We start from the raw sequence: 20,754 nt of genomic DNA, 5'->3' as shown, positions 1-20,754 counted from the left end.
GGGGGGCCCCCCCCCCCCCCCGGGGGCCCGGGGGGGGGGGGGGGGGGGGGGGCCCCCACCCCCCCCCCCCCGCCCCCCCCCCCACCGCCGCGTGCGACATCTCCGCCCACCGGGTCAGCCTGATTCGGTCGATGGACCGGGCGACCACAAACCCGACCGCTATGTTCGGTTTAATCCAGATATAGCCGTTACGGGAGTGAGCCCATGTCGCACCACCTTGACACCCCCCTCGCCGCCCAGGGCGGTCAGCTCTACATCGACGACCTGTACGTCTTCAACGGCGACCGCACCACCGTGTTCGTCATGGACGTCAACAGCTCGGTGACCAAGGCCGACATCAAGCGCGGCTTCCACGCCGAGGCCCGCTACGAGTTCAAGATTCACTTCAACGGCTCGGACCTGGAGGAGCTGGCCTACCGATTCGCGTTCGGCGAGCCGGACGGCAACGCCACGCAGACCCTGGAGCTGTACGAACTCACCGGCGCGGACGCCCGCGATGACGCCGCCATGGGAACCCCCATCGCCCAGGGCAGGACCGGCGAGGTGACGACCGGGCAGCGCGTACGGATCTGGGCGGGCCGGATCACCGACCCGTTCTACGTCGACCTCGACGAGCTCGCCACGATCAACGGGGCGGTCAAGAACGGCGCGCGGGTGGACCGCTCGGCGTGGCGGGTCGACCAGGCCAAGAACAGCTTCGCCGGCACCACAGTCGAGTCGATCGTCCTGGAGGTCTCCCACGACGAGCCGCTGCTGCGCGAGGGCACCGAGATCGGCGTCTGGTGTCGGACCCTGCTGGCCACCGACGCGGGCGGGTGGCGGCAGATCAACCGCGCGGGCCACCCCATGATGTGGCCCATCTTCTGGCCGCACGACACCGACTTCTCAGACCCGGCGAACTTCCGGCACCCCAGCCAGGACCTGCCCGAGGACGGAAAGGAGATCGCCACCGCGGTCGCCGGGGTCGTCGCGGCGAACGGCACCGCACCGGACCCGCAGGCGTACGGCTGGAGCGTCGCCCGGCAGCTCTACCCGGACGTGCTCTCGTACACCGTCGGTACGGCCGCGAACTACGGCTTCGCGGTCCGCAACGGCCGCACCATGGCCGACAACGCGCCCGAGGTGATGTTCTCCCTGGTCCTCAACACCGGCACCACCTCGGGCCTCACGCCCGACGTCACGAAGGCCGCCCGCGCCGACGCGTTCCCGTACGTGGTGCCGGCCTGACCCGCATCCCATGGGCGATTCACGACGACGCGCCTAAAGCGGACCGACCTCCTCGGTCACGCCGAAGAGGTCGGTCCGCAGGCGGTGCGGCGGTCAGCCCGCGATGTCCCGTGGGTCGCGGCTGCGCGGGTACGTGTTCTTCTCCCCGATCGTGCCGTCCTGCTTCTTGATCACGTGCTCGACGCCCCGGTCGGCTGCCATCTCGCGCCCCTGCGCCTGCGCGTCGGCCTTGGAGTCGTGCGTGCTGCTGGCCCGATCGTTGCCCTCCGGACGGTTCTTCCACTGCCCGTCTTCCTGGTACGTGTCGACGTCACCCTTGACCATCGCCGGCTCCTTCCCTGCGTCCGAACTGTCACCAGTCCAGTGCCCCGAGCCGTGGTGGACAAACCCGTGGTCCTCAGGAGACGGCCGGGCAGTTCTCGCTCACCCGCCGAAGTATCTGTTCGCGTTCGTCGGTGGTGATGCCCGACGGCGCACCGCCGAAATGGGTCTCGACCTTGTCCCAGCCGCGTCGCTGCTCGTAGTGCAGGTGCGGAGCGCCGGAGTCGCCGGTGCTGCCGAGCCGCCCGATCTGCTCACCCTGGGCGACCTTCTGACCGACCTCGACCAGCGGCGGTTCGAGCAGGTGCAGGTACTGCGTCTCCCACTTGCCACCGTGATCGATCTTCACCCAGTAGCCGCCGCCGCGACCGCGCGGGCCTTCCGGATTCTCCGGCGTACGCCCACCCAGCGAACCGTTGATGCCCGCCACGGTGACCGTGCCGCCGTAGGACGCGAGCACCGGACGCCCCCATGCCTCGCCCTCGATGGGGAACAGGTCGACGTCGAAGTCGTCGTGACCGGGGTAGGTGCTGAGCTGCCACGTCTCACCGCAGGCGACCGGCATCTGAAAGAGCGGACGGGGACCGGCCGGCCGCAGCAACGGCACGACCACCACGGCGACGCCCAGCACGGCCGCCGCCACGACGAGCGCGAGAAGGACGGGGATCAGCCGGCGGCGGATGCGGCGGTGGCTGCGGGCTCGGGTGGGGCGGCCGGTCGTCACCGGCCCGAGCATGGCAGACGCCGGCAACGCCGCGATCGCGGGTCGCGCTCATACCCAGGTGACATTGCAGTTGCATCGTAAAGAGGCTACGGTGGTTGCGATGCAGTCGCATTGCAACTGGAGGGCGTCATGTCCGTTATCGCGTTGTCCGAGGTGACCGCCGAGATGGTCGACCTGGTCGGTGGCAAGGCAGCCGGGCTGGGCGAGTTGATCCGGCGCGGCGAACGCGTCCCCGAGGGTTTCTGCGTCACCACCGAGGCCCATCGGCGCGGCGTCGTCCCGGCGGCGGAGATCATCGCCGCGTACGGGCGACTCGGGGCCGGCCCGGTGGCGGTGCGCTCCAGCGCCACCGCCGAGGACCTACCGGACGCCAGCTTCGCGGGACACCAGGACACCCTCCTCAACGTCACGGGCGGCGCCGAGTTGATCGCCGCGATCGGCCGGTGCTGGGAATCGCTGCACAGCGACCGGGCGACCGCCTACCGCGAGGCCCGCCACATCGAGCACCGCGAGGTGCGGATGGCGGTCGTCGTGCAGCGCATGGTCACCCCCACGGCGGCGGGGGTGCTCTTCACCGCCAACCCGCTGACCGGCTGCCGCGACGAGATGGCGGTCGACGCCGCGCCGGGTCTCGGCACCACAGTCGTGGACGGCGCGACGGCCGTCGACCACTACGTCCTCGACGGCGTCGCGCGGGACGACACGGGGTGCCTGACCGCCGCGCACCTGGAGCGACTGCGGGCCACGGGTGAACGGTTGCAGGACCACTTCGGCTGCCCGCAGGACGTGGAGTGGGCGATCGACGCGGACGACGTGCTGTGGTTGCTGCAGTCGCGCCCGATCACCAGCCTGTTCCCCCTGCCACCGGCCACCGGCAAGCCCCTCCCCCGCGTCTTTCTGGAGTTCGGCCACGTCCAGGGCATGCTGCAACCGGTCACCCCGATGGGCATGGCGACCCTGCGGGCGCAGATCACCGCCATGCTCGCGGCGCTCGGCGTCCGGGTGGAGATCGTCGACATCGGCGGCCGCCTCTACGGCGACCTGACCGACCTGGCCAGGAGCCGGTCGTCCCGCCGACGGCTGGTCAAGCTCATGGCTGTCGACTTCGGCCCCCGGGCACAGGCGGTGATGCAGCACGTCCTGGCGGATCCGCGATTCGCCCCGACCAGCGGCGGCACCGGACGCGGTGCGGGACAGGGCGCGGCGTCGCTGCGGACGGCCGGCCGCGCGGTGGTGGGGATCGTACGCGCGCTGGCGCGCCCGGACGCCGCACGGATCCGGATGTTCGAGGCGATCGAGCAGCTCAGAGTCCGGTCGGTCGCCACCGACGACCTGCGGACCGCGGCCGACCGGCTGCGCTTGCTCGAAGCGCGCGACGACAGGGACGACAGCGACGCCATCATGTGGCCGATCGTCGCCGGGATGCTCGCCGCCGCGATGCCGGCCACGCTGCTCAAGGGTGTCGCCGACCCGGACGAGATCCACGCCGTGCTCGGCGGAATGCCGCACAACGTCACCATCGAGATGGACCTGGCGCTGTGGCGACTCGCTCAGGGCGTGGGTGAGCACCGACGACTCCTGCTCGACACCCCACCGGACGAGCTGGCCGCCCGCCATCTGGGTGCAACGCTGCCCGACATCGGCATGGCCGACTTCCTGGACGCGTACGGCCACCGCGGTGTCGCCGAGGTCGACGTCGGCGTGCCGCGCTGGGCCGAAGACCCCACACCGGTCTTCGCCGCGCTCGCCAACTACCTGCGTGTCACCGATCCGGGGCAGGGCCCCGACCAGCGCTTCCACCGCGCCGCGGCGGCGGCGGAGACGGCGCTGGGAGAGCTGGTCACGCGGACCCGTCGGCGGCGCCCGGTGCGCGGCCGGGTCGCCGGGTTCCTGCTGCGCCGGGCCCGTTCGTTGGCCGGCCTGCGCGAGGCCGGCAAGTTCGCCGGGTTGTACCCGCTGCGGGAGAGGCGCCGACAACTGCTGCTGATCGGGGCGGACCTGACCGGCGCCGGGCTGCTGGAACAGCCGGACGACATCATGTTCCTGACCCTCGACGAGGTGCGCGCCGCCGTACACCAGGATGTTGATCACCGCGGCGCCGTCGCGTCCCGGCGGGCCGTGCACCGCCGGGAGCTGCGTCGCCGGTCGGTGCCGGTGGCGTTGCTGTCCGACGGCACCGACGTCGAGACCGTCCTGCCGGCGGCGTCCGCCCTGGACGGGACGCTCGTCGGCGTGGGGGCGTCCGCAGGTCGGGTCACCGGCCCGGCCCGGGTCGTCCGCGACCCGGCCACCGCCCACGTCGAGCCCGGCGACGTCCTGGTCGCCGCGACCACGGATCCCGGTTGGACCCCGCTGTTCCTCACCGCCGCGGCGCTGGTCACCGAGACCGGCGCGATCATGGCGCACGGCCCCACGGTGGCCCGGGAGTACGGCATTCCCGCCGTCATCTGCGTGCCGGACGCCACCCGGACGATCTCCACGGGGCAGCTCGTCACCGTCGACGGCGGCGCCGGCGTCGTGACCGTCCACTGACCACCACCTGAACCCCGAGGACGACGAGATGACCGACACGAGGACGCCGACCAGGGCGAGAGTGGGACCGCTGTTGCGTCGGGCGGCCGCGGCCGAGGCCGCGATGTGGCGCAGCCTCTACGTGTGGGCGCGGCGTCGTCCACTGCCGTTGGGGCAGGGCGGCGAGCCGTTCGGCTACCTCGGCGTGGTCAAGCCGATCCTCGGCATCTTCATCGCCCTGTCGGTCGTCGAGATCCCGATCTTCGACCTGATCGTCACCCACGTGGTTCCGTGGCGGCCGGCCCGCTGGATCGTGCTCGGCCTGGGCATCTGGGGCGTGCTCTGGATGGTCGGTCTCTACGCCAGCATGACCATTCATCCACACGTCGTCGGTGACCACGGCCTGCGGGTGCGGGTCAATTCGGGCATCGACATCTGGATCCCCTGGGCAGACGTCGCGGCGCTGCGCAAACGCCACCGCTCACTGCCCTCCAGCAGGGCCGTCCAGGTCGAGCAGGAGGGTGACCGGCGCGTCCTGCACCTCTCGGTCGGCAGTCAGACGAGCATCGACGTCCTGCTGCGCCGGCCGACGACCTTCGACCTGCCCACGGGCCGGTCCGCGCCGATGGACGAGCTGCGGCTGTACGCCGACGACCCCGACGGTCTGCTGCGCAGCGCCCGGGGCACGCCCGCGCCGGAGGCTGACCGCCGCACGACGGCGGCTCCCGGCCACCCACTGTGAAACGATCGAGGTCATGCCCAAGAAGGTCGATCACCAGCAGCGACGCACCCTCATCGCGGACGCGTTGATGCGGGTCGCCGCGGACCAGGGCCTGGAGGCGGTCAGCCTGCGCCACGTGGCCACCGAGGCGGGCGTGTCCGCCGGGATGGTCCAGCACTACTTTCGCACCAAGGACGAGATGATGGCGTTCGCGTTGAGCGTGGTCCGCGAGCGCAGTCAGATCCGGGTCTCCGAGGCGGTGGCGGGCCTGGGCGAGAATCCGTCCCCCCGGCTGCTGCTGCGCACGATGATCGCCGCACTCCTGCCGCTCGACGAGCACACCCGCGACGACGGTCGGGTGGCACTCGCGTTCCTCGCGTACACGGCGGTGCGGCCGTCGGCCGCGCCCAGCCTGCGCGAGGACACCGCCCAGCTCACCGCGTTCATCGCCAGCGTCCTGCCCGCCGGCCGTGGCGACGCCGCCGCGACGGGACTGCTGGCGCTGATGGAGGGGCTGGGCGTCCACCTGCTCGGTGGGCAGTACACCGCCGAGCAGGCCCTCGCCGCCCTGGACGCCCACCTCGACCTGCTCTTCGGCACACCGGCGACCACCTGAGCGTGTCTCCTCCAGGATTGCGCCATCTGGACGGCCGTGGCACTGTGCGGAACGTCGGTACCGGGAGGGGCGAGCGCGGATGTTGACTCTGCACAGGGTGTCGGTCGGCTACGGCGACATGCCCCCCGTCCTCCGGGACGTGTCGGTGACGGTCCGTCCGGGTCGGATGCTGGCGTTGACCGGTTCGTCGGGTGCCGGCAAGACCACCCTGCTCAACGCGATGGCCGGGCTGCTGCACCCGCGGGAGGGCACCGTGACAGTGGACGGGCAGGCGCTACGCGACCGTGATCACGGGGTCGAGCACCGGATCGTCCTCGTCCCGCAGGACAACGGTCTGGCCCCGATCCTGACCGCGACCGAGAACCTGCAGGTCGCACTGGTCGCCAGCGGCGTGGCAGCGCCGGAGGCCCGCCAGCAGACCGCCGCGATGTTGGATCGGCTGGGCCTCTCCGGCCAGGCTGACCAGATGGTCGAGGAGCTGTCCGGCGGCCAGCAGCAACGTACGGCCATCGCTCGCGGTCTGGCGCTGCGCGGCGGCGTGCTGCTTGCCGACGAGGTGACCAGCGAACTGGACGCGGGCAATCGGCAGCGGATTCTGGATCTGCTGCACGACGAGGCACGCCGGGGTGCGGCCGTCGTGTTCGCCACCCACGACCCGGAGGTGGCCGCCGCCTGCGAAGCGGAGCTTCACCTCGTCGAGGGCCGGGCGGAGATCGTCCGGAATTGAGGAACCTCCCGTAACCGGCAGGTCTCAGTCCACTCGCAGGGGACGGTGAGCGTAGGGCTTCGCCGATACCATCACCGTCAATGCTGACCATCATCTGGGCAGCGCTCGCGGCCCGCCGGGCGCAGGCCACGGCCGTGCTCCTGCTCGCCTTGCTCGCCAGTGCCGCCGCCGCGGCCGCACCGAGTTACGTCGCCGCAGCCGGGCAGGCTCTGTGGCGCTACGAACTGTCCACCGCGCAGCCGAACGAGCTCCGGGTGCGACTCGCCGAGCCCGTCGAATATCCGGGGATGCCCGGCGATCCCAACAGGACGCTGTTCGCGGGCAAGGTCCGGGAGTTGACGCCGGCTGGTTTCGACGTCGTCCTGGGCGCCCAGAGTGGCGGTGTCGCCGCCGGCCGTGCCGGCACGGTGACCTCGAACCTCACCTATCGGGCGGGGGTCTGCGAACGGGTCACCGTGACCGGCGCCTGCCCCCGGGCCACCTCGAGGGGTCAGCTCCCCGAGGTCATGGTCAGCACGCACACCGCGGCGCGGCTCGGTGTCGCCGTCGGGGATCAGTTCACGTTCGGCGCGGTGCCGGTGCGGGTGGCCGGCGTCTACCGACCGCTGGACGTGAAGGATCCGTTCTGGCTTGGCGAGGAGTTCATTCGGCCACCCGCTGCGGACTCGGCCAGCGGGTCGATCCCGGGCAGCGCCGAGGACGCCATCTTCAGCGCCGAGTCCGCACCCCTCGTCGACGATCAGGCGATCCTGTTCCGATCGACGGCTGATCTCTACGCCACCGAGCAGTTGTTGGACAGCCGATCGATACCGGACCTGCAGGCGACGCTCGCGGTGCTGAAGCGCGACGGGGGCCGTGCGGGTTACGGGGCCGGCACCAGCCTGCCCGGCCTGTTGGATCGCGTCACGCTGCAACGCGGGCAACTGGCCGACGGCGTGGCGCTGGGCGCGGGGCTGCTCGTTCTGCTCTGCTGGCTGGTCCTCTTCGTCGCGGTCGGTTCGGCGGCGGACCAGCGGCGACCGGAGCAGGGCCTGCTTTTGCTCCGTGGCGTGCAGCGCCGACGCCTGTGGGCGCTGGCGATCGGCGAGCACGCCGTGCCCGTCCTGGTCGCGATTCCCCTCGGCTGCCTGGCCGGTCTGGGCGCTGCCACACTGCTCGCCGCGCATACCCTCCCGACCCACGTCGACGTCGCGGTGGACGCGACCACGATCGGATTCGCCACCATCGGCGCCGTCGGCGCGTTCGCCGCGGTGCTGCTGGCCCAGGCTCGGATGATGTCCGCGCCGGTCGTCGACCTGCTGCGCCGGGTGCCGGCACGGGTACGAGGGTGGCGGGCGACCATCGGCGACGTCGTCGCGGTGTCCATCGCCGTGGCCGCCGTGGTGCAGTTGCGCTCCGGCGGATCGCCCAGTGGCCTGGCGCTGGTGGCGCCGGTCGCCGGAGCGCTCGCCGCAGCTGTACTGCTGGCGCGGGTCGCGATGATCGCCGGCGCCGCGGTGGGTGCGGCGCTGCTCGCGCGCGGCCGGACGGCGGTCGGCCTCGCCCTGGTACAGGTGGCCCGGCAACCACGGTTCCGCCCGCTGATCGCCTTGCTGACCGTGGTCGTCGCCATGCTCGCTTTCACCGTCGCGACGAGTGAGGTCGCTTCGGCCGCCTACCGCGATCGGGCGGTCGTCGAGGTCGGCGCGCCGCGCGTCGTCGAGGTCGACGCGACGTCGCGTTCACACCTGCTGACCGCCGTGCGGGCGGTTGATCCCGAGGGCAGATTCGCGATGGCCGCGGTGGTGTCGGGTTCGCCCGGCGCAGCCGGCACACCGCTGTTGGCCGTGGACTCCGACCGACTGGTGACGGTGGCCGCGCCGCATCCGTCCTACGGCGCGTCCCTGGCGGACATCGCCCGAGACATCCACCCAGCCGCGCCGGGGACACCCGTGCGGTTGCGGGGTAGCCAGCTCATCATGGCGCTCTCCGCCGACTTCGACGCCGAGGTCTTCGCCGGAAATCGGGTCCGCCTCGCGATCACGATCTCCGGGAGGAACGGCACCCGGGTGGTCCTCCCCCGCGACGACATCAAGCCCGGCCGGAGGGATTACGACCTCCAGGTGCCCGAGTGCGCGCAGGAATGTCGGCTGGTCAAGATCGAAATCGAAGCTCCCGTGGTGTCCGGGCAGCTCAAGGTCCAGTTCGAGGAATTGCGTGCCGCCGACGGCGACGGCCAGGGCGAGACGGTCGTGCTGACCGGCGCGCAGCTCGCCGATCCGCAACGGTGGCGGCTGCTCGATCCGGTTGACACGTTCCTCGGCGCCGCGAGCGGGCCGAAGGCGGCGCTGGCCCTCGAGATCGCGGAGAACCGGCGGTCGAAGCCGGCCGGCGTCGGTGTCGTCGATGCGCCGTTCCCGCTGCCCGTCTACCTGACCCGGTCGAAGGGAACGGCGGTCGGCGGCTCACACCCGTACGACGGTGTCGACGGGACACCGACCAACGGATCGGTTCGAGGTCTGGTCGACCGCCTGCCGCGGCTCGGTGGATCCGGGCTCATCGTCGATCTGGAGTACGCGGACCGACTCGCCGTCGCCAGCCAGAACGGCAGCGAGGAGGTCTGGTTGGCGCGGTCGGCTCCCGCGGACATCCTCGACCGGCTTCGCGCACAGGGTCTGGTCGTGCGGAGCGACCGGACGATCGCCCAGGTACGGGAGAATTTCGATCGGCAGGGAGCGGCGTTGGCCCTGCGTTTCAACGTGTTCGCTGCGCTGGCCGGGGTGCTGATCGGGGCGGCCGGCATGGTGGCGACGGCCTCCGCCGACCAACGCGCCCGGGTGGCCATGCTGGTGGCGCTCCGTCGGCAGGGGCTGCCACCACGTGCCGTGCGTGGCGGTTACGGGTGGCCGGTCGTGTTCGCGGTGGGGTCGGGTGCACTCGTCACCCTGGTGATCTGGCTCCTCACCCGGGGCGGGCAGCGTCTGTTCAGTGACGGCCGCTCACCGGTCCCGATACCCGACTGGCCGGACGTCGGCCGGCTGCTGTTGTTCGCGGTGCCAGCCGTCATCGTGTTCGCCCTCACGGCGGTCGTGCTCGGTCGGATCGTCGCCGCCTCGGTGCGCCGCCGGAGCGGTCGATGACCGCCGCGCGGCAGGACGCGCCGGAGACCCCCGCAGAGCCGGCCGGGGGTGTGGCCGTCACCTGCCACCGGCTGATCCACATCTACCCCACCGCCACCGGTGACGTCGTCGCCCTCTCCGGCGTGGACCTGAACATCGCGGCCGGCGAGATGCTGGCGCTGGTGGGTCCGTCCGGCTCCGGCAAGTCCACGCTGGTGGCGATTCTCGGTGGGCTCATGCAACCCTCCGCCGGGCGGGTCTACGTGGGCGACCACGAGCTGTCCCGGCTCTCGGCCAAGGGCCTGGCCGCCCTGCGCGGGGCCACGGTCGGCACGGTGCTCCAGGGCGCCGAACGCAACCTGCTGCCGTACCTGTCGCTGTCGGACAACATCTGGTTGGCGCAGCGACCCGCGGCACGCCTGGCCGGACGCCGGCTCGACCCACCGGAGGCGATCCTGGAACTGGTCGGTCTCGGCGGCGCCGGCGCGCGGCGGGTGAGCGACCTGACCCCGGGGCAGCGCCAGCGGGCCGCTCTGGCGCAGGGGCTCGCCGCCGGGCCCGGCCTGCTCCTGGTCGACGAGCCCACAAGTCAGCTCGACCAGGCCGGTCGCGACGACGTGCTCGCGGCGCTGGCCACTGTCAACGCGCAGCGGGGCACCACAGTGGTCGTGGTGACCCACGACGGCGAGGTGGGTGCCCGGCTCGGCCGAGCGGTCACCATCCGCGACGGCCGGGTCGGCGCCGAGGGGCGTAACGGCCGGGACTTCGCCGTGGTGGCCGGTGACGGCACGATCCAGTTGCCGCCCGAGACGTCGGCAGCCTTCCCGGCCGGCACGTTGTTCGAGGTCGACCACAGCGACCGAGCGATCACCCTGCGCGCCGTGGCCGCCCCGTCGTCCCTCGGCGGTGACGACGGGGCGGCCAGCGCCGGCGGCGAGCCCGACCACGCCCTCTGAATGGACCCGGCCGACTCAGTTCACCGTGGCAGCGGCCCGCGCCTTGCGTTGGCGCAGTTCCTCGGCGGTCATCAGCCAGGTGGAGTTCGTCGCCCCGAGACCGAGGAGCACCTGGTCGAAGCCGTTGCCGTCGTTGTCGTCGGTGTAGCAGAGGCTCACCTCGCCCCACGGGGACGCGGCGATCGCCAGGTGTTCCTGCCGACCCGTCGTGGTCTGGCTCAGGGCCTGGGCCGCCAGCCGACCGGTGGTGCTGCCGTCCGGGTTGAGGCCGCGCGCCCAGACGTCCGGGTTGGCGCCGGACACCGTCCAGCCCACCACGACGTTGTCCTCGTCGTCGATGCCGACCCCGGGCGCGACGGCCCCGGTCCCGGTGGACACCTGGACCTCGCCGTGGCGGGCGGCGCCGGCAGCGGTGAACGAGCGCGCCCAGACGCCCCGGGTGCCGGTGTGGTCCGACTCCCAGCCGACGGTGAAGTCACCGGCGAACGTCGCCGCGACCGACGCCCGCTGCTGCTGCCCGCCGCTCTGCGCGTTGGCCGTGCGCAGGGACAGCACCACCGCGCCGTTCGACCGGGCCAGCCGGGTCAACCCGATGTTGTACGAGCCGTTGGCGTCGGCGTCCTCGTCCCAGACCACCAGCGCCTCGCCGGAGGCGGACACCGCCACGTCGGGGCGGTGGTGCGAGCCGGTCGTCTGCGAGGCCGTCACCTCGTACGCCTTGGTGGTGGCGGCGGTGAAGCCGGCGGCCTTGACGGTGGCCGGAGCGGTCCCCTGCACGTCCTCCCAGACGACGGTGAAGCCGACGCCGGCGGTGGTGGGCGCGCCGTCGGGGTCGACCGCCACCTTCGGCCAGATCTGCTGCCCGGCGTCGCTGGCGTTGGCCTGCCCCGAGCCGAGGATCGCGCCGGCCGCTGACACCACCCGGTACTGGATGTTGTAGACGCCGTTGCCGTCTCCGTCGGCGGCCCAGACGACCACGGTGTTGCCCCGGTCGTCGAGCCCGACGTCCGGGCTGATGTGCCGCCAGGCGGCCCCGCTGGTGCCGCCGGTGGACAGCTTCAGCTCGTAGCCGGGTGTGCCGTCGCGGAACAGGCGCAGGTAGATCTAGCGTAGAGGGCGTACCGGCGGCGGTAGTCGGCCAGCGACACGATCTCCGCGCCGACGTGCTGGCGCACGGCGGAGGTGTTGACGCCACCCTCGTAGATGTAGTCGCCGAGGTGCAGGATCAGCCCGGGGTTCTCCTCGGCCATCCGCCGGTACGCGGTGTAGTAGCCGGCCTCGTAGTGGGCGCAGGACGCGAAGGCCATGTCGCGGCCGAAGGTGCCCGGGGCCGGCGCGGTCCGCGTACGTCCCACCGGGGAGATCTGCCCCTGGGCCCGGAACCGGTAGTAGTAGTCGGAGTCGGCGGCGAGGCCGCCCGCGACGACGTGCACCGAGTGGGCGTCGGCGTAGCGGGCGACCACCGAGCCGGACGCGACAAGCGACGAGAAGCGGTCCGTCGTGGACACCTGCCACTCGACCGTCACGTCGGCGTTGGCCATGCCGCCCTGCCCGTCGGCGTTGAGCGGCGAGGGCGCCAGCCGGGTCCACAGGACCACGCTGTCGGACGCCGGATCACCGGACGCCACACCGAGTTTGAAGGGGTACGGGACCGCGGCGCGGTCACCCTGCCAGGGTGTCACCGCGGCGCCGGCGGCAGCGAGTCCACTGAGGACGAATATGCGACGGCTCAGCCTTGTCATGGTCCATACCTTCGAGGCCGTCGATGAACGGCGAAGGCTGCGGCGCGGAAGCCGACGTGACGGGACGTCGACCGCGGCAAGGCGGTCAGGTGTCCTGGCCGCCGAGGTTGGCGGCCGGGCCGTCAGGTCAGCGGCGACGGCGACTCGGCACCGGGGATCAGCAGTTTCGGCGTACCGGACCCGTCGGCCGCGACGCTGAAGACGTCGGGCCGACCGTCGCTCTGGCGCAGTGTGTAGGCCAGCGTGGCGTCGTCGAGCCAGGCCGCCTGGTCGTCGACGCTGGTGGTCTCTGCCGTCGCGGTGACCCGCCCGGATGCCAGGTCGAGGACCGACAGCCGCCAACCCTTCGTCGGGTCGGCGTCGATCGCCTCCTTGAAGGCGATCCGGGTGCCGTCGGGCGACAGCGACGGGCACTCCACGTTCGTCCGCATCGTCTCGACGGTCCGGGCGGCCACGTCGCCGCGCACGAGGTACCGCCTGCCGCCGGTGGCCATGGTCGCGTAGAAGTGGTTGTCGTCGGCGGTGAAGGTGACACCCCAGTAGTTGACGTCGGGGCTGCGGTAGCCGCGACTGTCCCGCGTGACGGCGAACTCCTCCAGCGACGTCACGGTGGCGCCGGTGACGGTGTCGAGGATGCCGGTGCGGGTGGAGAAGCCGCTCGCCGTGTAGGAGTCGCCCCCGACGAACGTCGTCCAGGAGACCATCCGGCCGGAGGCCGAGACCCGGGCCCGGTTGGGCAGGCCGGGCACGCTGAGCGTCCGCTTCTGGCGCAGCGCCGCGTCGAGCACCACGACCTGGTACGACCACGCCGTCTCCGGCCGCAGGCAGACACCGGTGCCGGCGGCCGCGTACACCCGCAGGCATTCCAGACCCGAGACGGTACGCGGCCCGGCGGGATCGGCGGTCGCGACGCTGGAGACGTACCGGTCGGTGATGGCCAGCAGGCGCGGGCCCGGCGCCAGTGTGACCGCCTGGTCCCCGGCGGCGGTCGGCGGCGGGGTCCGGGCCGGCTCGGCGGCGATGGCGGCGTAGCCGGCCGCCACGCTGGCCAACAGCACCGCGCTGGCGGCCACCACGCCGAGCTTCGCCCGGGTCGACATCGCGCTCATGGGGACACCTTCCGGAGACTGGGGCGGAGCGGGGAGGCCAGCAGGAGCACGGTGACGACCAGGACGCCGACGACGGCCACGGCCGCCACCCGGACCGCCGTCTGCGGCCCCCACGCCTGCCAGGCCAGCCCGATCAGGACCGAGGAGACGAGGTACGCCAGCGCCTGCCCGGTCTGGACCAGCGCGATCCCGGTGGTCCGTAGCCGTGGTGGCAGCACCGGCCCGGCGAGCGCGATGAGCACGCCGTCGGTGGCCGCGTAGAACGCGCCGTACAGCGCCAGCGTCAACGCGAGCGCCGGCCAGCCGTGCGCCGGCCCGGACAGCAGCAGGTAGGTCGCGCCGAGGGCCACGTAGCCGCCCACCACCACCGGCAACCGCCCGATCCGGTCGGCGAGCACGCCGAGGGGTGCGGCGAGCACCAGGTAGGCCAGGCTGGTGCCCACTGCCAGCAGCGGGAACCACCGCAGGCCAAGGTCTTCCCGGCGCTGGAGCACCAGGTAGACGAAGCCGTCGCCGATGGTGGCCAGCCCGAGCATCGTCGCGGCCAGCAGCAGCCGACGGGCGGGCCGGCTGCGCAACAGGCCGAACGCCTCGCGGACGGAGACCCGGGGCTCGTCCGGCCCGTCGGCCGGCTCGCCGGTCGGTCGCTCCCGGACGAACAGCACGAGCACGACGACGGCCAGGACGGCGACGCAGAAGCTGGTGACGAAGACCGCGTCGTACGACTGCCCGACGACCAGCAGGACGGCGAACGCGACGAGCGGCCCGAGGAACGCGCCGACGCTGTCCATCGCCCGATGCACCCCGAACGCCCGGCCCAGGGCCTCGGGCGGGGTGGAGAGCGTGATGAGCGCGTCGCGGGGCGCGCTGCGCACACCCTTGCCGAGCCGGTCGACGGCGATGACGGCGCCGATCGCGGGCACCGACCGGCCGGCGAGCAGCAGGCCGAGTTTGGCGACGGCAGAGAGTGCGTAGCCGACGCCGGCGACCAGCTTGCGCCGCCGGAACCGGTCGGCGAGGAAGCCGCCGACGACCCGCAGCAGCGCGGTGGCGCCCGTGTGGACCCCGTCGAGCACGCCGAAGGCCACCGGGCTGAGTTGCAGGCCCAGCACCAGGTAGAGCGGCAGGACGGCGGCCACCATCTCGGCCGAGATGTCGGTGATCAGGCTGACCGTGCCGAGCGCGACCACGTTGCCGCTGACCAGCGCGAGCCGTCGGCGTCGTGGCCCGGCGTCGGGCGGGTCGGTGACCGGCCGGGAGACGGACGACAGGTACACGCGCATCTCCTCTGATCGGTGGGCGACGGTCAGCCATCGTGACGATCGGGTCGGGGGCGTCACAAGGGACCGCGAGGGGCGGACAGACATGCGGTGGGTGAACATCGAACAAACATCGAGATGTTTCGTTGCTTGAGCGTACTGTTCACCTGGCGGCAGTCCGCCGGTTCATCGACCTTCCTACATTCCTTGCGCTTTCCACCCGCAACGAAGGGGTCCTGGATGGACATTCGAATCGCCCGCCCACCGGTCACGATCGGGACGGTCGCGGTGCTCGTCGCCGCCACCGCCGCCGTCGTCCTGACCGGCTCGGGCGCGGCCTCCGCGGCGAGCGTGACGTTCACGCCGGTCGCCGACACCTACGTCCAGAGCGACACGGCGTCCACCAACTACGGCACGTCCACGCAGATCGTGGTCGACAACTCACCCGCACGGCGGATGTTCCTGCGCTTCACGGTGAGCGGTGTCAGCGGCACGGTGACCAGCGCCAAGCTGCGGCTGCGTACGATCAGCGGCAACAGCGGCAGCGACGCCGGTGGCACGTTCCGGACGATGTCCAACACCACCTGGTCGGAGACCGGCACGACCTGGAGCAACCAGCCGACGATCGACGGGGCCACCCTCGGGTCGCTCGGCGCGGTCGCCGGCAACACCTGGTACGAGGTCGACGTCACCTCAGCGGTCACCGGCAACGGGACCTTCAGCTTCGGCGCGACCTCGACCAGCGGCGACGGCGCCTACTACGACACGCGGGAGAGTGGAGGCGACGCCCCGCAGTTGGTGGTCACGACCGGCACCACGACACCGCCGTCGGGCGATCCGGTCCTCGTCGGGGCCGGTGACATCGCCACCTCCGGCTCCGGTGACACCGCCACGGCGGCGCTGCTCGACAACATCTCCGGCACCGTCTTCACGACCGGCGACAACGTCTACGACAGCGGCACCGCATCCCAGTTCGCCAGCTACTACGAACCCACCTGGGGCCGGCACAAGGCGCGCACCCGCCCGTCACCGGGCAACCACGACTACAACACGTCCGGCGCGACCGGTTACTACAACTACTTCGGCACGACCGCCGGCCCGAGCGGTCGCGGGTACTACTCCTACGACCTCGGCAACTGGCACATCGTGTCGCTGAACTCGAACATCAGCATGTCGGCCGGGTCGACGCAGGAGCAGTGGCTGCGCGCTGACCTGGCGGCCACCAGCAAGCCGTGCACGCTGGCGTACTGGCACCACCCGCTGTTCACGTCCAGCTCCAACCACGCGCCGTCGACGTCGACCCGCCCGCTGTACCAGGCGCTCTACGACTACAACGCCGACGTCGTGGTCTGGGGCCACAACCACGTGTACGAGCGGTTCGGCCCGATGAACCCCGCCGGCGGCTACGACGCCAGCCGGGGGATGCGCAGCTTCGTCGCCGGGATGGGCGGCGCCGACCACTACGGCTTCGGCACCATCCAGCCCAACAGCGAGGCCCGCAACAGCTCGGCGTTCGGGGTCCTGAAGTTCACCCTGCACTCCGCCAGCTACGACTGGCAGTTCGTGCCGGTCGCCGGGCAGACCTACAACGACAGCGGCACCGGCGCCTGCCACTGACCGCCTGATCCCGCCGCCCCCGCTACCGGGGCGGCGGGATCACCCCTCGCAGCGGCGCGCGACACCGCAGCACCCGCGGCACCTGCAGCACCTGCAACACCCGCACCGCCCCCACGCGGGCACCCCTCACTGGGCGCGGCGACTCGGCGCTGCGGCAGGCGGCACTGCGGCGCGGCACGACGCTGCGGCAGGCGGCACGACGCTGCGGCACGGCGGCACGGAGGCACGGCACGGAGGCAGGCGGCACGGAGGCAGGCGCTGCGGCGCTGCGGCGCTGCGGCACGGCAGCAGGCGGCGCTACTGCCGGCGGCCCAGGGTTCCGTGCGGTTCCCTGTAGAGCTGCCCCAGATATGGGCCACCCACCCGCCCGGTGCGGAAGTCGTCATGCCGGTCGAGTTCGCGGACGATGTGCAATCGCCAGCAGCACAGACCCTGCCCCTCGCCAACCGCACGCCAGGCCGCAGACGAAGGACCACACACCCATCACGACACCTCGCCAATGCAGATCTTGGACAGTTTCCGTTACGAAAGAACGGAAACTGTCCAAGATCTGCGGCATCGACAGCCCGACGACGCCGTCCGTCTCTGCGGCGGGCCGTGCATGGACCGCGAAGGGGCGGCGTGACCGCGCGGCCGTCGCCACCAGCACGACCGTCGCCACCAGGACGGCCGTCGCCACCAGGACGGCCGTCGCCAACCGGCACGGCCGTCGCCACCGAACGACCATCGTCACCAGCACGACCGTCGCCACCCAGCACGGCCGTCGTCACCAGGAGGGCCGTCGTCACCAGGACGGCCGTTGCCGGCACGGCGGTCGTCACCGGCGTGACCGCGAGCCCTGTTGCGTGCCGCGGGGTTGCCGCCCCATATCTGGGGCAGCTCTACAGCGCTTGAGGAAGGTGGGGCCGACTCCGGCAAGGCGGTCCCGGCATCGGCGCGAGCCTCCGCCGGCGGCGACGCGGCGCGGGCTTCCGTGGGCGCCGCAGCGCGGAGTCGACGTGGCCGGGCAGCCGAACGCCCGCGCCGCCGAACGCCCGCGCCGCCGAACGCCCGCGCCGCCGAACGCCCGCGCCGCCGAACGCCCCGCGGCGCCGAACGCCCCGCGGCGCCAAACGCCCCGCGGCGCCTAACGACGTGTGCCCCTGCCCGTGGGACGGGTAGGGGCACACGTGTGCAGTGTCGTCGTGTCAGCGGGCCGTACCGGCGCGGCGCTTGTTGTAGACGTCGAACGCGACGGCGACGAGCAGGACGAGCCCCTTCACCACCGACTGCGTCGACTGGTCGATGCCCATCAGCTGCATGCCGTTGCTCATCACCGCCATGATCAGACCACCGACCATCGCGCCGACCACGGTGCCCACGCCACCGGTGACCGCCGCGCCGCCGATGAACGCCGCGGCGATCGCGTCCAGCTCGAACATGTTGCCGGCTGCGGGCTGCGCCCCGTTGGACCGCGACGAGTAGATGACGCCCGCCACCGCCGCGAGGAAGCCCATGTTGACGAACATCCAGAAATTGACGGTGCGGACCTTCACGCCCGACAGCGCCGCCGCCGAGAGGTTGCCGCCGATCGCGTAGACCTGGCGGCCGAAGACCGTACGCCGGGTGAGCAGGCCGTAGACGAGCACCAGCACGGCCAGGATGATCAGCACGATCGGCAGCCCTCGGGCGTGCGCCAACTGCCAGGCGAAGTACATGAGGACCGCGCCCACCAGGACGACCCGGGCGACAAACAGCGGGAACGACTCGACCGGCTGCTGGTAGCGGATGCGCGCCAGGCGGGTGCGGAAGCCGCTCACCGCGTACCCGGCCACGGCGAGAGCGCCGATGAGCAGCGTGAACGCGTCGAAGCCCTGACCGCCGAGCAGCCCGTTGAGGAAGCCCGCCGCGACCTTCTGGTATTCGGCCGGGAAGGGCGACAGGGAGATGTTGTCGAGCACCTGCAGCGTGAGGCCCCGGAAGAGCAGCATGCCGGCCAGGGTCACGATGAAGGCCGGGATGCCGGCGTACGCCACCCAGAACCCGTGCCAGGCGCCGACCGCGACACCGACGGCCAGTGCCGCCACGATGCCCACCCACCAGGGGTGGCCCTGCTGGATCACCAGGACGGCGGAGACCGCGCCGGTCAGCGCGACCACCGAACCCACCGACAGGTCGATGTGCCCGCCGATGATGAGAATGACCATCCCGATCGCGAGCACCAGGATGTACGAGTACTGCAGGACGATGTTGGTGATGTTGCCGGGACTCAGCAGCACCCCGTCGGTCAGGAGCGCGAAGAGCGCGACGATGACGACCAGGGCGACGTAGATCCCGCTCTGCCGAAGGTTGTTCAACACCAGCGCCCGCAGGTCGCTCGTCCCACTGTGCAGGGCGGCGGCGGGTGTGCTGTCCGGGGGCGTCGGGCGCTCCGTCGAAGGGGTTTTGATGCTGGTCATCCGACGAGCTCCTTGTCCTTGGTCATCAGCTCCATGAGGCTCTCCTGGGTCGCCTCGCCGACCGGCTTCTCGCCGGTGATCCGGCCTGCGGCGAGGGTGTAGATGCGATCGCACATGCCGAGCAGCTCGGGCAACTCCGACGAGATCACGATCACCGCCTTACCTGCGGCCACCAGCCGGTTGATGATCGTGTAGATCTCGTACTTGGCGCCGACGTCGATGCCCCGGGTGGGCTCGTCCAGGATCAGCACATCCGGGTCGGTGAACAGCCACTTCGACAGCACGACCTTCTGCTGGTTGCCCCCGGAGAGCTTGCCGACCACCGCCATGACGCTGGGCGTCCGGATGTTCATCTCCTTGCGGCTGGCCTCGGCAACCTTGATCTCCTCGTTGCCGTTCACCCAGCCCAGGTGGGCCAGCCGGTCCAGGGCTGCGGCCGAGACGTTGCGCCGGACGTCGTCGATGAGGTTGAGGCCGTAGCGCTTGCGGTCCTCGGTGACGTAGGCGATGCCGTTGTCGATGGCCTCTGCGACGGTACGGGCGTTGACCTCCCGCCCGCGCACGAAGAGCTTGCCGTGGATGTCGCGGCCGTAGGAACGGCCGAAGACGCTCATCGCCAGCTCGGTCCGGCCGGCACCCATCAGCCCCGCGATGCCGACGACCTCGCCGGCGCGCACCGACAGGCTGACGCCCTCGACGACCATCCGCTCCTGGGTCGGATGCCGCACCGACCAGTCCTCGATCCGCAGCACCTCCTCCCCGGGCGACGAGACGCGATCGGGGTAGAAGCTCTCGATGTCGCGCCCGACCATGCCCCGGATGATGCGCTGCTGATTCACGTCGTCGGCGCGCATGTCCAGGGTCTCCACCGTGCGGCCGTCGCGGATGACGGTGGTCGAGTCGGCGATCGCGGTGATCTCGTTGAGCTTGTGCGAGATCATGATGCAGGTGATGCCCTGCTCCTTGAGCTGCCGCAACAGGCCGAGCAGGTGCGCCGAATCGACGTCGTTGAGGGCGGCCGTCGGCTCGTCCAGGATGAGCAGGCGCACCTTCTTCGACAGCGCCTTGGCGATCTCCACCAGCTGCTGTTTGCCGACGCCCAGCTGGATGACCGGGGTGACCGGGTTCTCGTGCAGCCCGACCGACGCCAGCAGCTCGGCCGCCTCGGCGTTGGCCCGGTTCCAGTCGATGAGCCCGCCACGGCCACGCCGCTCGTTGCCGAGGAAGAGATTCTCGGCGATCGACAGGTAGGGCACCAGGGCGAGTTCCTGGTGGATGATGACGATGCCGTTGGCCTCGCTGTCCCGGATGCCCCGGAACTGCATCGGCTTGCCGTCGAACAGGATCTCCCCGTCGTACGAGCCGGAGGGGTGGACGCCGGACAGCACCTTCATCAGGGTGGACTTGCCGGCGCCGTTCTCACCGCAGATGGCGTGGATCTCCCCCCGACGCACCGCGAGGCTGACGTCCTCCAGCGCGGTCACCCCCGGGAAGGTCTTCGTGATACCACGCATCTCGAGGATGGTGTCGTCCATGGTCACTGTCCTCTGTCGGGTCTGGACGCGGTCCATCACGGCGTGGGGGGGGGGGGGGGGGGGGCGCCCCCCCCCCCGGGGGGGGGTGGGGGGGGGGGGGCGGGGGGGGCCCCCCCCGCCCCCCCCGAACCCCGGGCCACACCCCGCACGGGG

At 71.7% G+C, this 20,754-nt stretch carries 16 protein-coding genes; 8 read left to right on the top strand and 8 right to left on the bottom strand.

All coding sequences use genetic code 11. From position 1 onward, the window contains the following. The first annotated feature begins 204 nt into the window (after positions 1-204). Positions 205-1,227 (top strand): DUF4331 family protein, encoded by a 1,023-nt coding sequence (locus ACFYPH_RS13800; protein ID WP_354855028.1) that lies wholly within the window; start codon positions 205-207, stop codon positions 1,225-1,227. A gap of 93 nt (positions 1,228-1,320) precedes the next feature. On the opposite strand, the gene ACFYPH_RS13795 is transcribed toward ACFYPH_RS13800, so the two are convergent. Both ACFYPH_RS13795 and ACFYPH_RS13790 read right to left on the bottom strand, forming a co-directional pair. Further along, on the bottom strand, positions 1,321-1,551 hold the full coding sequence (locus ACFYPH_RS13795; protein ID WP_007457642.1) for a DUF2188 domain-containing protein: 231 nt from the start codon (positions 1,549-1,551) through the stop codon (positions 1,321-1,323). A 73-nt stretch (positions 1,552-1,624) separates the two neighbouring features. Continuing rightward, the gene (locus tag ACFYPH_RS13790; protein WP_387182322.1) at positions 1,625-2,284 is read right to left on the bottom strand and encodes a M23 family metallopeptidase; all 660 of its coding nucleotides are present in this window, start codon (positions 2,282-2,284) and stop codon (positions 1,625-1,627) included. A gap of 117 nt (positions 2,285-2,401) precedes the next feature. Here ACFYPH_RS13790 and ACFYPH_RS13785 point away from each other — a divergent pair, with 117 nt between their 5' ends. From ACFYPH_RS13785 to ACFYPH_RS13760, 6 genes are all read left to right on the top strand, one after another. After that, a complete protein-coding gene (locus ACFYPH_RS13785) occupies positions 2,402-4,804 on the top strand; it encodes a PEP/pyruvate-binding domain-containing protein (RefSeq protein ID WP_387181698.1) in 2,403 nt (800 codons plus the stop codon). A 28-nt stretch (positions 4,805-4,832) separates the two neighbouring features. Then, on the top strand, positions 4,833-5,525 hold the full coding sequence (locus tag ACFYPH_RS13780; RefSeq protein ID WP_387181695.1) for a hypothetical protein: 693 nt from the start codon (positions 4,833-4,835) through the stop codon (positions 5,523-5,525). A gap of 13 nt (positions 5,526-5,538) precedes the next feature. After that, the gene (locus tag ACFYPH_RS13775) at positions 5,539-6,120 is read left to right on the top strand and encodes a TetR/AcrR family transcriptional regulator (RefSeq protein ID WP_387181693.1); all 582 of its coding nucleotides are present in this window, start codon (positions 5,539-5,541) and stop codon (positions 6,118-6,120) included. A gap of 79 nt (positions 6,121-6,199) precedes the next feature. Next, positions 6,200-6,847 carry an ABC transporter ATP-binding protein gene (locus ACFYPH_RS13770; RefSeq protein ID WP_387181691.1) on the top strand — a complete coding sequence of 216 codons (648 nt, stop codon included), beginning with the start codon at positions 6,200-6,202 and terminating at the stop codon, positions 6,845-6,847. 80 nt (positions 6,848-6,927) lie between these two features. Beyond that, positions 6,928-9,966 carry an FtsX-like permease family protein gene (locus tag ACFYPH_RS13765; protein ID WP_387181688.1) on the top strand — a complete coding sequence of 1,013 codons (3,039 nt, stop codon included), beginning with the start codon at positions 6,928-6,930 and terminating at the stop codon, positions 9,964-9,966. Continuing rightward, positions 9,963-10,901, top strand: a complete 939-nt coding sequence (locus ACFYPH_RS13760; RefSeq protein ID WP_354855022.1) for an ATP-binding cassette domain-containing protein — start codon at positions 9,963-9,965, stop codon at positions 10,899-10,901. The genes ACFYPH_RS13765 and ACFYPH_RS13760 overlap by 4 nt, the downstream gene beginning before the upstream one ends. A gap of 15 nt (positions 10,902-10,916) precedes the next feature. On the opposite strand, the gene ACFYPH_RS13755 is transcribed toward ACFYPH_RS13760, so the two are convergent. The 4 genes from ACFYPH_RS13755 to ACFYPH_RS13740 form a co-directional block, all read right to left on the bottom strand. Next, positions 10,917-11,879, bottom strand: coding sequence for a hypothetical protein (locus ACFYPH_RS13755; RefSeq protein WP_387181685.1), 963 nt, complete (start codon positions 11,877-11,879; stop codon positions 10,917-10,919). Positions 11,880-11,959: 80 nt separating this feature from the next. Further along, a complete protein-coding gene (locus ACFYPH_RS13750) occupies positions 11,960-12,643 on the bottom strand; it encodes an alkaline phosphatase D family protein (protein ID WP_387181682.1) in 684 nt (227 codons plus the stop codon). A 122-nt stretch (positions 12,644-12,765) separates the two neighbouring features. Next, positions 12,766-13,752: a TolB family protein gene (locus tag ACFYPH_RS13745; protein WP_387181679.1), complete on the bottom strand. Its 987-nt coding sequence runs from the start codon at positions 13,750-13,752 to the stop codon at positions 12,766-12,768. Beyond that, positions 13,749-15,029: an MFS transporter gene (locus ACFYPH_RS13740; RefSeq protein WP_387181676.1), complete on the bottom strand. Its 1,281-nt coding sequence runs from the start codon at positions 15,027-15,029 to the stop codon at positions 13,749-13,751. The genes ACFYPH_RS13745 and ACFYPH_RS13740 overlap by 4 nt, the downstream gene beginning before the upstream one ends. A gap of 222 nt (positions 15,030-15,251) precedes the next feature. Between ACFYPH_RS13740 and ACFYPH_RS13735 the strand changes: the two genes are divergently transcribed. Then, positions 15,252-16,628, top strand: coding sequence for a DNRLRE domain-containing protein (locus tag ACFYPH_RS13735; RefSeq protein WP_354855016.1), 1,377 nt, complete (start codon positions 15,252-15,254; stop codon positions 16,626-16,628). A 1,187-nt stretch (positions 16,629-17,815) separates the two neighbouring features. Here ACFYPH_RS13735 and mmsB read toward each other — a convergent pair. Both mmsB and mmsA read right to left on the bottom strand, forming a co-directional pair. Beyond that, positions 17,816-19,066, bottom strand: a complete 1,251-nt coding sequence (mmsB, locus tag ACFYPH_RS13730; RefSeq protein ID WP_354855015.1) for a multiple monosaccharide ABC transporter permease — start codon at positions 19,064-19,066, stop codon at positions 17,816-17,818. After that, positions 19,063-20,601 carry a multiple monosaccharide ABC transporter ATP-binding protein gene (gene mmsA, locus ACFYPH_RS13725; RefSeq protein WP_355068942.1) on the bottom strand — a complete coding sequence of 513 codons (1,539 nt, stop codon included), beginning with the start codon at positions 20,599-20,601 and terminating at the stop codon, positions 19,063-19,065. The genes mmsB and mmsA overlap by 4 nt, the downstream gene beginning before the upstream one ends. Between the last annotated feature and the right edge of the window lie 153 nt (positions 20,602-20,754).

It is taken from the genome of Micromonospora sp. NPDC005252 (assembly GCF_042872475.1).
In the GTDB taxonomy this organism is placed as follows: Bacteria; Actinomycetota; Actinomycetes; order Mycobacteriales; family Micromonosporaceae; genus Micromonospora.
This window is presented reverse-complemented; position numbering and strand designations above follow the sequence as displayed.

Excerpts from the sequence above, each read along its gene's own strand:
- ACFYPH_RS13790 (WP_387182322.1), bottom strand. The coding sequence starts at position 2,284 with ATGCTCGGGCCGGTGACGACCGGCCGCCCCACCCGAGCCCGCAGCCAC.
- ACFYPH_RS13780 (WP_387181695.1), top strand. The coding sequence starts at position 4,833 with ATGACCGACACGAGGACGCCGACCAGGGCGAGAGTGGGACCGCTGTTG.
- ACFYPH_RS13775 (WP_387181693.1), top strand. The coding sequence starts at position 5,539 with ATGCCCAAGAAGGTCGATCACCAGCAGCGACGCACCCTCATCGCGGAC.
- ACFYPH_RS13765 (WP_387181688.1), top strand. The coding sequence starts at position 6,928 with ATGCTGACCATCATCTGGGCAGCGCTCGCGGCCCGCCGGGCGCAGGCC.
- ACFYPH_RS13785 (WP_387181698.1), top strand. The coding sequence starts at position 2,402 with ATGTCCGTTATCGCGTTGTCCGAGGTGACCGCCGAGATGGTCGACCTG.
- mmsB (WP_354855015.1), bottom strand. The coding sequence starts at position 19,066 with ATGACCAGCATCAAAACCCCTTCGACGGAGCGCCCGACGCCCCCGGAC.
- mmsA (WP_355068942.1), bottom strand. The coding sequence starts at position 20,601 with ATGGACGACACCATCCTCGAGATGCGTGGTATCACGAAGACCTTCCCG.
- ACFYPH_RS13770 (WP_387181691.1), top strand. The coding sequence starts at position 6,200 with ATGTTGACTCTGCACAGGGTGTCGGTCGGCTACGGCGACATGCCCCCC.
- ACFYPH_RS13750 (WP_387181682.1), bottom strand. The coding sequence starts at position 12,643 with ATGACAAGGCTGAGCCGTCGCATATTCGTCCTCAGTGGACTCGCTGCC.
- ACFYPH_RS13760 (WP_354855022.1), top strand. The coding sequence starts at position 9,963 with ATGACCGCCGCGCGGCAGGACGCGCCGGAGACCCCCGCAGAGCCGGCC.
- ACFYPH_RS13800 (WP_354855028.1), top strand. The coding sequence starts at position 205 with ATGTCGCACCACCTTGACACCCCCCTCGCCGCCCAGGGCGGTCAGCTC.
- ACFYPH_RS13795 (WP_007457642.1), bottom strand. The coding sequence starts at position 1,551 with ATGGTCAAGGGTGACGTCGACACGTACCAGGAAGACGGGCAGTGGAAG.
- ACFYPH_RS13735 (WP_354855016.1), top strand. The coding sequence starts at position 15,252 with ATGGACATTCGAATCGCCCGCCCACCGGTCACGATCGGGACGGTCGCG.
- ACFYPH_RS13745 (WP_387181679.1), bottom strand. The coding sequence starts at position 13,752 with ATGAGCGCGATGTCGACCCGGGCGAAGCTCGGCGTGGTGGCCGCCAGC.